The sequence below is a fragment of the Lentzea xerophila genome (genome assembly GCF_051094245.1).
Taxonomy (GTDB): domain Bacteria; phylum Actinomycetota; class Actinomycetes; order Mycobacteriales; family Pseudonocardiaceae; genus Lentzea; species Lentzea xerophila.
Window position 1 is genome coordinate 5,754,504 of record NZ_CP194934.1, and the last position, 12,885, is coordinate 5,767,388.

The 12,885-nt window shown below is 66.4% G+C and carries 8 protein-coding genes; 6 read left to right on the forward strand and 2 right to left on the reverse strand.

Translation table 11 applies throughout. The features are described from left to right. Positions 1–1,410 precede the first annotated feature (1,410 nt). Entirely contained in the window at positions 1,411–2,649 is a 1,239-nt protein-coding gene (locus ACRSBM_RS27425; RefSeq protein WP_434447432.1) for a hypothetical protein, read from the reverse strand. 1,374 nt (positions 2,650–4,023) lie between these two features. Here ACRSBM_RS27425 and ACRSBM_RS27430 point away from each other — a divergent pair. From ACRSBM_RS27430 to ACRSBM_RS27455, 6 genes are all read left to right on the forward strand, one after another. Further along, positions 4,024–4,890, forward strand: a complete 867-nt coding sequence (locus ACRSBM_RS27430; protein ID WP_434447434.1) for a hypothetical protein — start codon at positions 4,024–4,026, stop codon at positions 4,888–4,890. 282 nt (positions 4,891–5,172) lie between these two features. Continuing rightward, positions 5,173–6,390, forward strand: a complete 1,218-nt coding sequence (locus tag ACRSBM_RS27435; RefSeq protein ID WP_434447435.1) for an MFS transporter — start codon at positions 5,173–5,175, stop codon at positions 6,388–6,390. A gap of 87 nt (positions 6,391–6,477) precedes the next feature. Continuing rightward, positions 6,478–7,584: an acyl-CoA dehydrogenase family protein gene (locus ACRSBM_RS27440; protein WP_434447437.1), complete on the forward strand. Its 1,107-nt coding sequence runs from the start codon at positions 6,478–6,480 to the stop codon at positions 7,582–7,584. A gap of 16 nt (positions 7,585–7,600) precedes the next feature. Beyond that, complete coding sequence (locus ACRSBM_RS27445; protein WP_434447439.1) at positions 7,601–8,776, forward strand: hypothetical protein; 1,176 nt, start codon at positions 7,601–7,603, stop codon at positions 8,774–8,776. Beyond that, positions 8,767–10,143, forward strand: coding sequence for a pyridoxal phosphate-dependent decarboxylase family protein (locus tag ACRSBM_RS27450; protein ID WP_434447441.1), 1,377 nt, complete (start codon positions 8,767–8,769; stop codon positions 10,141–10,143). Before ACRSBM_RS27445 ends, ACRSBM_RS27450 begins: the two co-directional genes overlap by 10 nt. A 573-nt stretch (positions 10,144–10,716) precedes the next feature. Then, a complete protein-coding gene (locus ACRSBM_RS27455; protein WP_434447443.1) occupies positions 10,717–11,082 on the forward strand; it encodes a hypothetical protein in 366 nt (121 codons plus the stop codon). 7 nt (positions 11,083–11,089) lie between these two features. Here ACRSBM_RS27455 and ACRSBM_RS27460 read toward each other — a convergent pair whose 3' ends face one another. Then, positions 11,090–12,859, reverse strand: coding sequence for a glutamate decarboxylase (locus tag ACRSBM_RS27460; RefSeq protein ID WP_434447445.1), 1,770 nt, complete (start codon positions 12,857–12,859; stop codon positions 11,090–11,092). Positions 12,860–12,885 lie beyond the last annotated feature (26 nt).

The following is a 12,885-nucleotide window of genomic DNA, read 5'->3' on the forward strand; positions in this document are numbered from 1 at the left end:
ATGTCTACCCGTTCCACAGAAGCCGTCATTCCAACGTGCGGGACAGGCTCGGCAACCGCATGCGCCCCTATCGGGCCGATGGTCACCGAAAGAGGACATGACCTGCGACCATCCCCGGAAGTACCCGCCTGTCCACAGCGACTCCTGTGTCGCGTCCACGTCACGACAAGATCGACGCAAGTCGTTACAATGCCTCGATGAGTGTATCCGAACGATACTTTTAAGGTTCAGTTCCTCGTGTTAGGTTCCTGGCCACGACCTCTTCTCAGAGACGACATCAGCATTTCCCGGCCCGAGGACTGCATGTGGAACAGCCATGCCCCGAGCCGGGATTTTCCTTCCGGTCCGGTCCCTGTGCGGCCTTCTCCGCGTTACCGCGAATTGCCCCGACATTCGCGCCCTGCGCAACGGGCAGGAGGCGGTGCTGATCACGCGGCACACCGATGCGGCCGCCGTGCTCGCGGAGCCCCGGCTGACCAGGGGAACGGCGGGATGCTGGACATTCCGAGGTAAACACGGCAGTTTTACGAGTGGAGTGACGTCTTCGCGCTCGCAGACGGCCTCTCGCCCGCACAGCGCGAGTCGATGATGACCGAGTTCGGCGGCTACTCGTCGACATGGCGGCGCGGGCCACCCCTCGGACAGCCTCGTCGACCTGATCGCGGCAAGGGACGGCGACGACGGCCTGAGCAAGCCGGAACTGGTCTTCTTGCTCAACGCACTGATCGTAGGCGGTACGCACACCAGCATTAACGCGAGCGGCGGCCCCATCGGCATGTCGCCTGTTCAGACCCATCGCGGCTCGTTGGGTCTCGACGAGAAGGGGCCCAGGAAGCCCTGGGGGGACTATCGCCAGAGCCCACGATGGATGCGTTCTGCCAGTCGATGGTCTTGTACGCGGTAACGCTCGCTCCTTCCGCCAAATGTCAAACGGGCGTCCCGGATTCCGGCGGTATCTCGTGCGTATCGACCTGCTGCGAACCAAAACGAACAAGCCGTTGATCGGATACTTCGCTGTGCTGGGTCATCGCACTGCGACGACCGTCCTCGGCATGGCCTTCAACTCCACCGGCGGCGGTCGCCCTCGCACGCCTTCAGCAGGGTCCGGTTCGTCTAGACACCTGACAGGTGCAGACCGCAGGATTCGAACCTACGACGTGAACGAGAAACTACATCCGCAGCGAAACCGTCCAAGGAACACATCACCTCTTGCGCGACACCGGCCCCGAAGGCATCCAACTCTGCCGGTCACACGCGCCACCATCGAGCAGCCCAGAACTGTAAGACGAGCGGTGCATCTGCCGATCATGGAACTGGTCGTCCTGGGTGATCCGGTCGGTACGTCGACGCACATCGACCGGATCTCCCCATAACGCGATGCTCCTGCCGCACATCGAGCGCCGAGCGCGGTCAGAAATCGACTGAGCGATCGACGATCGTGACCGTGGGGCGGGCGTACCGGTCAAGTGCGGCCTGCGCCTCGCTCATCTCGCCTCCTCCTGCTCTTCCGACGACGTCCTCGAGAACGGGCTCAAGCCTGCGGTCGGTCAGTCGTCTGACAACGCTTTCGGTCATGCCCGTGATACCGGCGTCGTTGTTCACCGCGGTGACCTCCAGGTCGGCGCGCTCGCCGGCCGGTGCCGAACGACGTTGGGGAATGAAGAGGAATCTCCTCGCCAAGCCCAGGTGGGCGGCCGCGCACAGGCCTGCCGCACGATGGACGGCTCGTACCGCGAGTACGCCTGAAAGCAGTTGGGTTCGCCGACCGTGGCTGCTGTCGTTGCCAGGCGAGAGGCGTTGCAGGCAGGCTTGTCGCACGACCTGTTCCAAGCAGGGAGACCGGATGGCGTCTTCGACGCCTCGTACCTCCCCTGCCAGCAGCTGTGGATACCTTCGGCGCACCTGATCCACGTACTCGGGCGAGCGCTGACCCAGCATCATGTCGCGCCTGAGCCATTCCGCTTCGTGCGGACCACTGGGGGCCTCCGCCCCGGGGTCCCAGGGAACGCCGTACTGGCGGATCTCCCGCATGAAGACCTCGACTGACATGGCACCGCTGTCGGTCGGCCGCCTGACGGTGAACGAGCGCATTTCTTTGCGCATCCTGTCGATCAGCTCCGTCGCGAGGAGAGCTCGCTGGACGAATTCCGGGGATTCCACCTCCACCTCACCGGAGATCAGCGGCGACAGCGACTCGTTGGCGGCGGCACCGAGAGCGACGATCTTCTTGAACAATCTCCAGAGATTCGATTCATCGGTCGTACCCGTCCAGGTCCTCGTTCTTCCATCGCCATAGGCGGAGGCGATTCGCGTGTCCGGCATACCATCGGCGCGCACGACGACTGTGGGCGCGTTCCACGTGACAATGGACGCGAAAGCCTGGCGTGGCGGATGCCCGGCTCCGGATGCTTCCGCCAGGTCAGCGTAATAGCGCCGGAACGCGTGCGCGGATCGCCCGACGCGGAGGTGGCCGAACGCCTGCTCGACGTCCCGTCCGGTCTCCACGGCGAAACGGGCCACCGCGCTGCCGCAGAACCCCAGGCCAACGAGCAACCGCCGCACGTCGTCCTGACTGACCTCTGCCACATCGGGCAGGTCGGCGAGCACTTCCGAACTCAGTTCTTGCACGAGGGCCTCGGCTGCCGCCACGCTTTCTCCAGCACCCCAAGCCGCCGAGGGCAGGCGCCGCAGCACCCACTCGTCTGCTCGAGCGACGGCCATCGATGTCGCTAATCCAGTCATCGCGGACTCCAACGTAATTCCAAGATCCAGCGAGTCGACCATCGAAATTCGCCACACACCGGGGCCAAGCTCACAGCAAAGCCCAAGAAACCACTAAAACTATTCGCATCGAAAGACCACGGTCAAATAGACCACAAGAGACGATGAAGCTCATTTCGAGTGACCAACCTGAACCAAAGGACTGGACTATCCATTTCTGAGCATGACCCGATCAAAAAGACGGGTTCGAATCGCGACGCGCCGGCTCGGAAAGCTGGCGAGCCACCTCATCTCGTAGCATCGATCCTAGTTTCCCCGCCGGGAAGAATGAAGCGAAACGGGACGATTGCCCGTTTGATCGTCACTCTTGCCCGAAACCCCCTTCAGGCTCTCCGGCAAAGCCCCTGTCGCGCGGACGCCGGCGCGTCGAGCAATCGCCCGTGACCTCGATGATCGTCCGCACATCCCGGTACCGCCCGGCGAGAAGCGAGTCCACGCGGTGTAGTCGTTGAGGCGGAGCCCGCGGGCGCGGGCGAGTGCTTCTTGCAGGGCGCCTGAGGAGCAGCCGCTGGGGAGGCAGGAGTTCTCGTGGTCGTCGTGGCTTGCGCGGTAGGTGGCGAAGCCCCAGGCGGTGACGGATGCTTTGTAGCGCGCCCGGAACAGCGGCACACTGGTGCCATCGGGAAGGTGGCCGGTGACGCACGCGAACGCGTCGTGATGGCGGATGGTGACATCACCGAGCTGGGGCCAGCGTTCCCGCGCTCGCGCAGCACACGCTGCCACAGGGAGGTCTTGGTCGACTCGGGCGGGAGAAGGCCATGCGGTCCATGGCGTTCGATACCACCACCCCCTCACAGTTGATCTTCCTTGTTCCAGACTGTCCCGGAAAGTCCACGAAGAACAGGATCAATCGTCTACATAGGACGTTTTACGAGGTGCTCTCGCAGGTCGGACCAGGTTCGCCGTGCTCCGGACGCGCCGCCGGAATCACCTGCCGACCTGCGACGGAAACAGTGGGGGCAGGGCGGACGGACCGGAACAGGCGCGAACCCGACCGACGGTCACCGTCCATGCCCGTACCCGACTTCGGAAATCGAAGTCAGGTAGGACGGGCAACGGGAGAGATCATTCGCGAACCTGCGTCCTCCGGCCCGGTGCCCGAACCGCCACGATCATCGGCCCGAAGGTGACGCGGTGCGGAACAACACTTCACCGCCGGATCAACGGCGTGCTGTGATGCACGCCGCCGGCGGCGCCGGCGGCGCCGGCCCTTCCCCTCCAGCTGAGCAGTCGGGATCCACCATGCCCAGTACCGAGCATCGCGCCCGGCCTCCTCTCGGCAACTTCGCCAGGACCCTGCGCATCGCCGTTCGCTGCGTCGACGCGGAGCTCCGCCTCGCGACCGATCTCCGGGCTGCCACGGCGGCTCCCCCGTCGAGCGCCGAGCTCCTCAGGCAGGTGGAGCCGCCTCTGGTGTTCGCCCGGCTGTTCGCCGTCGTCACCGCGGCGGCAGCGGGAGGTTCTTTGCACAACACCATGCCGGTGTCGGTGATGTCGGCGTTGTGGTGGGCCCGTGCGGACACGCGCACGAGCGGGGCGGCTGCCCGGTTGCCGTTGCGCTATCTGCGTTCTCTCGACATCGCGGAGGACCTCCGCAGGGGGTGGACCACCGACCTCGAAGAGACGGCGGTCGATCTCGATTCGAGGCCAAGCGCTCGAAGCAACGCCTACGCGCGCGAGGCGTTCATGGCGGCGCGGACCTGCGCGCCTTCGGACGGGCCGCAGTGGCGCGAGTTCGGGAGGCTGTACGGGTTGCTGGCCGATCAGGCCGCCGCGAACTCCGCCGGCGACGACCGGACACCACCGCTGTTGCTCGCCAACGCCTGCAAGGTCGCGAGCACGCACCTCAGGCACCACATGATTCGACTCGGCGAGGAGGCCGGCCGGAACGCCGCCGCCAGGACGGTGCTCCGGGACCTCTCCAGCACCCCTGGTGCCGTGCAGCTGTACGACCGCGAGATCCACGACCTGCACTCGCGGGCGGTGAGCACCCTGGCGGGACTGTGCGAGCCGAACCCGTACCGCTTGTTCCTGCGTTCCCGGCTGGACGGACTGTTGCAGCACTCGCTCGTGCGTCCGCGCGAGATGGTGGGTTCGCCCGTCCCATAACGCCCGGCTGCCCCTTAGTTTCAGCGCGGGACCGGTACCAGCCGTCAACTTCGGACCAAGAATGTCTGCCCGTTCGCCTCGGCGAGCTTCCCGATCGGACACAGGCGGCGACGTTGTCGACCGGTTCTTCACAAAACCGTCCCGCCAGGCGAAACGAGTCTCGCATTCGCGACCATCCGCGATGCACAGTGTCGGAGCGCTGCGGCGACCTGATCTCCACGAGCGCGGTGAATTCTCGCTGTCTTGTTCAGCAACTCGTCCGACCGCCCTTGGAGGTCCGCTGTGTTCGCCGGTTACCGCAGCGCCTTCGCCAAGCGGGGTGCCGCGTCCTTCTGCATCGCGGGTGTGCTGTCGCGCCTTTTCGTCGGAATCTACCCGCTTGGCTTGCTCCTCTTGCTGGCCTTGCCCACCGGTCAGTACGGGAAAGCCGCGTTGGTGAGCGGCTGCTGGACGATCGGGAACGCATTGGGCAGTCCCGCCGCCGGGATCATCGCGGACCGTTTCGGGCAGCGCAGAACGCTGCTCCTGTCCATTTTCGCGCATTTCGCGCTGGCCACGATGATGCTCGGATCGGTCGCACTCGGCGCACCTCTTCCGGCGACCCTGCTCCTGGCACTTCTCCTGGGCGCTTCAGTGGTCAACACCGGCCCGATGACGCGAGCGCGATGGGCGACGATGTGGCCGGAGGACAGCGCTGAGAGATCCGCCGCCTACTCGGTCGAAACGGTACTGGACGAGGTCGTCTTCGCGATCGGCCCTCTGCTGACAGCAGCTCTCGCGGTCCACGTCTCGCCGTACCTGGCCGTCGCTTCGGCAGTCCTCTGCACCGCCTCCGGCGCGACCTGGCTGATCTTCCAGCGACACACCGAGCCGCCCAGGCAACCTCCCGTCTCCCGCGGGCATCGGCGCCTCGCCGCACGGTATCCGGGCATGCCGCTGCTGCTCCTCCTGCTGCTCGCGGTGGGAGCCACCTGCGGTGCCGCGGAAGTGCTGCTCGTCGCACGTTCGGCCGACCTGGGCCGGCCAGGTGGCGCCGGCCTCGTTCTCACGTGCTTCGCAGTGGGCAGTGGCGTCTCGGCCATCCTGTACGGCTCACGGACGCGAAGCGGGCCGACGTCGCTTCAGCTTGCCCTGAGCGCCTCGGCTTTCGGCCTGCTCCCCGCCCTCTATCTGACCGCGGACAGCTTGCCCGCCCTCATGACGTGCTCCGCGGTCAACGGCCTCAGCATGGCGCCGACCGTCATCAACAGCTTTCACCTCCTCGACGAGCTCGTTCCGGTGGCGATCCAGACCGAAGCGATGAACTGGGTGTGGTCCAGTCTCTCGCTCGGCTTCGGTTCGGGCACCGCCATCGTCGGCAAGATCGCAGACGAGCTGGGTGCCCGGTCGACCTTCTTCCTCCCGGTCATCTGCGCGTTGTCGGCTGCTGCGGCCGCCCATCTGCTGCATTCGCGGTTGAAGCTCCGAACGAAGACAGAAGCGCTGAACACTTCACGATGAAGGACCAATCACATGGCGAACGATGTTCTTGAGCAGATCGAGGGTTCCCGTGTGCAACTCGGGGCCCAGGCAGCCGAAGCAGAGGAGATGGGGACACTCCCCACGCACACCGCGGACATCTTGCGGAAAACCGGTGTGGTGAGAATGCTGCAACCCGCGAAGCACGGTGGCCTCGAGGCCGATCCGCGGGAGTTCCTCGACGCGGTGATCATGACCGCCGAGTCCTGCGGCGCGGCGGGCTGGGTCGCAGGTGTCCTGGGTTCACACCCGTGGCAGCTGGCCTTGATGCCGGAGTCCGTTCAGGACGACGTGTGGGCGGCTGATCCGGACACCTGGATAGCGTCGCCGTTCTCACCGTTCGGCAAGGCACGGAAGGTTGAGGGAGGCTATCTGCTGAGCGGCAGGTGGCCGTTCTCGTCCGGCACGGACCACTGCGACTGGGCGTGGCTGGGTGCGACCGTGGTCGATGCCGAAGGCGATCGCGCCGGTTCCGACGGCACCCTGCACATGCTGCTGCCGCGGAGCGACTACACGATCATCGACGGGTCGTGGAACGCGGTCGGGCTGCGCGGCAGCGGAAGCAAAGACGTCACGGTGAGCGGCGCGTTCGTGCCTGCCGAGCGCGTGATAGCGGAGCAGAAGGTCGTCAGCGGCGTCGCGGCCCGGGAAGCAGGCAGGCGCGAGAACCTCTTCCGCATGCCCTGGTCCGCCATTTTCCCCAACGCGATCACGGCAGCGATCATCGGCATGTGCCGCGGCGCTCTTGCCGCGTCCTTCGACTACCAGCGCGACCGGGTCGACGAGTCCGGTCGGCTGGTGCGTGAGGACAACTTCCTCTTGGCGCAGCTGAGCGAGTGCCACTCCGAGGTCGAGTCCGCGCGAGTCCAGATGATGGCCAATGTGGGCCGGATGTGGGACATCGTCGACTCCGGGAAAGAGGTGCCGTTCGAGCTCCGCGCCGCAGCCCGCTGCGACCAGGTCCGCGGCAGCCGGCGCGCTGTAGAGGCACTCGACCGCCTCTACAGCCATTCAGGCGGCAACGCCTTGCGGTCGGATCGGCCCATGCAGCGCTTCTGGCGCGATGCGCATGCCGGGTTGAACCACGCCATCAACGTCTACTCCGGACCGTATCAGGCCTACGCGCTGACCAGGATGGGCGCGGCAGTTCCACCCGGTCTCCGGCGTGATGTCTGAGCCGCGGAGAACGACAGTGGGTGAGCGCGCGGCGGCCTCCGTCACCGATGCAGGGCAGGGCAGAACGACACCGGGCCTGGCGAGCTCGATCCGTCTGCAGATACTGCGGCACGGCAAGGACCGGCTCGGGGACGAGACCCTGGAGCAGGTCAGAGCGAACCGCGCCGACGCCGCGACCGAACCGGTGATCGCGGAGTTCTACAACTGCGTTCTGGACAAAGCGGAGAACCGGTACTCCTACCGGAGCTACCTGGCCCTGGACGTTCTGAAGCCCCTGCTCCCAACGACGGGGAACACCCACACCGGACGGGACCTTGTCGCGCACCTCTTGCGGGACCTGGCCGAGTTCGAGTGGATGACGATGAAGGATGACGGCAGCGAGTTCCTCCCGAACGGTCGGCCAAGCCGTCAGCTCGCACTCAAGAGAATTCACAAGACAGCCTCCTTACGCGAGCACTTCGACCCACCGAGAACAAGACCTGATTTCGCGGGAGAACTGGTCGAGGAAGTCGTCCGCTTCAGCGTTCTCCCCGTCTCGGACCACCACGACGAGTATCTTTTCATCCGAGTTCTGCAATGCTACGAGACGGTTTTCACGATGATGGCGGCCACGCTTCAGGAAGCAGTTGCGGTTGCAGCGTCCGGATGTGTCTCCGAGGTTGCCGCTCGGATTGAGTCGGCTGCTACAACACTGGACCAGGCGTCAGGACTGTTCAGCCTGCTGGCCACCATGCCGCCCGCGAACTTCCGGGCCTTCCGCATGCAGACCGACGGATCGAGCGCGATTCAGTCGGAAGCGTACAAGTTGGTGGAGATCTTCTGTGCGTTGCCGAGAAGAGGTCGCCTCGACTCCCCCGCGTTCCTCTCCGTTCCCCGCGTGCGGCTGCGCGCCTTGTCCGGGCACGACTCCCTGTCCGCTTGGCACCGTCGCCGGCAGAGCAGGTGGAGTGACGCGGAGAGCACGCTGGTGACGAACGCGCTGCAGCTGCTGGAACAGCGTCATCAGAAGTGGAAGCGCACTCACCACTCCATCGCGCGATCGATGATAAGCGGCAGCAGCGGAACCGGTGGCACAGAGGGCATCGAGTACTTGCAGCGGTGCACGGAGAACCGGCTCTTCTGGCCGATCGGCGAGCAGCGCCCCCAACACGATCCTTCCTTCGACGGAGGCCGAGGATATCCGTGGATCTGACAAAGTGGATGATCCGAGCACGTGAAGAGAACGCCAGGTGGCAGAGCACTTTCCCACCGTTCTCACCCCATCCGTCGATGGAGGTCGACGATGACGTGTTCGCGGCGGCCTTTCACGACTTCACGAAGAGGCTCGGGAAGAACTACCCCTTCTTCCACCCGTCGTATGCCGGGCACATGGTCCGCCCGCCGCACTCCGCTGCCACCATCGGCTACCTGGCAGCCATGCTGGTCAACCCGAACAACCACGCGTTCGACGGTGGCCCGGCCACCGTCGAGATGGAGAAGGAGGTCGTCGCCCAGCTGTCCGGCATGTTCGGGTTCGGCACCTCGCTCGGCCATCTGACCACCAGCGGCACGATCGCGAACCTCGAAGCCCTCTACGTCGCGCGAGAGCTCCGACCGGGCCGAGGCGTCGCCTTCAGCGAAGAAGCCCACTTCACGCACAGCCGCATGTGCCGCGTCCTGGGCTTGGAAAGTCATGCGGTGCGGGCAGACAGCCGGGGCCGAATGGACGTCGAGGCCCTGGAGGGGCTGCTGCGGACACAGCGCATTGGCACAGTCGTCCTGACAGCCGGCACGACCGGTCTCGGCGCGGTCGACCCGATCCACGAGGTCCTCGCGTTGCGGGAGCGCTACGACATCCGCATCCACGTCGATGCCGCTTATGGCGGCTTCTTCACGCTGCTCAAGGGATCGGACACCGCAGAGGCGCTACCGCCAGAGCCGTGGCAAGCCATTTCCCGGTGTGATTCCGTGGTGGTCGATCCGCACAAGCACGGACTGCAGCCCTACGGCTGCGGCGCGGTGCTCTTCAACGACCCGGACGTCGACCGGTTCTACGCCCACGACTCTCCGTACACCTACTGCGCTCCTGCCGAGTTCAACCCCGGCGAGACGAGCCTGGAGTGCTCGCGGGCCGGTGCGGCCGCGGCAGCCCTCTGGCTCACCTTCCAGGTCCTGCCGCCGACCCCCTCGGGACTGGGCCAAGTGCTCAGCGCCGGCAGGCGGGCCGCCCTGGAGTGGTCAGCCAGGATAGCGTCGTCCGAGACCCTTGAGCTGTACCAGGAACCTGAGCTGGACATCGTCACCTACTTCCCTGCTGTCCGGCCCGCGAGCATGCGGCTGGTGGATCAGACCTCGGCCGCAATGCTGGAGAGCGGTACCACAGAGGCAGACCCCGTGTTCTTGAGCACCTTGAAGGTGCGATCCGACGCACTCATCAGCCGGCATCCCGGTATCACCGCCGATGCTTCCGAGGCGCGGATCATCCGCAGCGCGCTGATGAAACCGGAGTTCGAAGACTTCATCCCGTACCTGCACGGCAGGGTGGAGGCGCTGGCCGTCTCGCACACCGAGCTCAGGTGAGCGCGGCCTACACGGGCGGTCGCCATGGCGGTTCGGGCTGGATCAGTGGACGAGAACTCGTTACCGTCACGGGAAGTACTCAGCTCGCCGGTCACCGCTCGACACCATCGGTGACCCGATCGACCTGTTGGCCTCCGTGATGCGTTCACCTTGACGGCGAACAACTTCATCGTCGCCGGCGAGATCCGAGGCTCTCGGCGCGACCTGCTGCGGGTAGGCCTGCTCTCGAAGCGCTCGGCGGTGATCGCAACGAACCACCGCACGGCTCTGCCGCGGTGTCGGAGCGCCAGCAGCGCGGCGACACGGAGGTGCTCGTCATTCCAGCGCAACGCTTCGACGAGACTGGCACCGCCGAGCTCGAAGCGGCGGGCTTCGGTGTTCCGGGACGCCCGGACCACCACGCGTCGGACGCGACGCCCGGACGCACGTGGGTTCCCACCAGCGGCAGTTCCGGCCGCCCGAAGCGAGTGGCTCACACGCTCGCCGGGTTGACGACGGTGAAGCGGCCCAGGAACGCCGCCGATGGCTCCTCCCCTTCCCCTGGGAAGCTATGCCTGGTGGCAGCTCGTCACCTTGTCCATGGCAGTGCCCGGCCAGGATCTCGTCGGGGTGGATGCCCACCAGCTGGAGCACTGGGCGGACCTGACAGCGGCGGAGGGTGTCACCGCGGTGTCGGCCACGCCGACCTTCTGGCGTCGTGCGCTGCTGCGCGGTGCGAGCGGGCCGTCGTGGTTGGCACTCCAGCAGATCCCCCTCGGCGGAGAGGCCGTCGAACAGCGTCTGCTCGATGAGCTCGCCCGCCGTTTTCCACGTGCGCGCAGGCCGATCACGCCGGTGTCCGCGATTCACGACCAGACCCGTTCCGTGTCGCGCATGTCCGCGTGGACGGCCGCATGTCGGCCGGGCTCGCCGTTGCCTTCGAGCAGCGGGTTCGCGTGATCGACGGTCACCGGCTCGTGCCGGACCCGATGTCGGTGAACTGGCGGATGCCCAGCCGGATGAAGTACCGCACCACCCTGCGCATGGAACATCCGGTTGGCGTAGACAACCGACCTGACCACCGGGTAGTCGCGAAGGACGCGCTCGGCGAACTGCCTGTCGACCGCCCGGTTGTTGGTTCCGCCGAGGTGGAGGCGTAGTTCCGGGCGACGCTCGGCCGGGTCAGATCGGCGCCCGGCAGTGGGAAGGACTCGTCGTTCGGGTGGGACATGACGACTCCTCGGCGGCCTGCGCACCCAGGGAGGCCGGGGTGCGCAGGCAGATCATCGGACACAGCGTGCACCCGGTGAGGCGACTTCCGACGAGCGTCAGGGCGCGAGCCGGCAACCACGGTGTCGAGATCGGCGGATCCCGTGCGCCCCAGGGTTTTCCCCGCGTCGATCGTCAAAGCGATCTCTGAGCTCGACGGCACCACGTCGCGGCGTCGCCGAGAGCGCGAGCCACCGCGGTCGGCGCGGAGTGCGGTGACCGCGGTGGCGATGTCATCCGCGAGCCGGCGGGCGAGGACGTCGGAGAGGTCGTTGCGGCAGACGATCCTCGCGACGGTGACGTCGGCCTGGTTGGACGGGAGTGCGTAGGTGGGCACGAGCCAGCCGCGCTGGCGGAGGCGGTCGGCGAGGTCGGTGACGCTGAAGCCGGCGTGGTCGTGGGTCGTGAACGCGACCACGGGCAGGTGATCCGCGGAGGAGATCACCCGCAGCTCGGGGAACTGGCCGAGATGGGCGGTCAGTGACCGGGCGAGGTCGCGGCAGCGTTGCATGACAGCCCGGTAACCTTCCGCACCCAGACGCAGGAACTGGTAGTACTGCGCGATGACCGGCGCGACGGGCCGGGTGAACGACAGGGTTTGGGTCGACATGCGGCCACCGGTGTAGTCGGTCGAGAACCCGAGCTCGGCGGGTACCACGCTGGGGTCGCGCCACACGATCCACCCCAGCCCCGGAGCGACGAGGCCGTACTTGTGCCCGGAGGTGTTGATCGAGCTCACCCTGGGCAGCCGGAAGTCCCAGACCAGCGCGGGGTCCAGGAACGGCGCCACCATCCCGCCGGAGGCCGCGTCGACGTGCACCGGCACGTCCACGCCGTCGCGGGCGCACCGCTGGTCCAGCGCGGCGCACACCTCCCGCACCGGTTCGTAGAACCCATCGTAGGTGGTGCCGAGCACGGTCACCACGCCGATGGTGTCGCTGTCGCACATCTCGGCGGCGATCTGCGGGTCGATGCCGGAAGCGCCTTCCCGCACCGGGATCTGCCTCGCCTCGACGTCCCAGTAAGCGCAGAACTTGGCCCAGCACACGTGCACGGCGGTGCTCATGACCAGGTTGGGCCGCCTGCCGGAGCGCCCGGCGTGGGAGCGCCACAGCATCAGCATCGCGAGCCCGGCGAGCATGCAGGCCTCGCTGGAACCGCCGGTCGACGTGCCCACCGCGCTGTCCGGGTCGGGAGCGTGCCACAGGTCGGCGAGCGCCGCGACGCACCGCTGCGCCAAGTCGGCCGTGTGCAACGGCTGCACGCCGTCGACGGTGTTGTGGTAGAGGAAGTCGGTCATCAGCTGTTCGGCTTGCGGTTCCATCCCGGTGGTGATGAACGTCGCCAGGTTCAGCTGTGGCCGCACGTCCGGGCGCAGCTCGTCCTGCACCGTCTGGTACGCAGCGCCCGCCGTCGTCGGCTCCTGCGGCAGCCGCCAGCCCGTGGAATTTCCTTGCTGCTCAAACATCACACACCCCACATGAAGATCGAAGG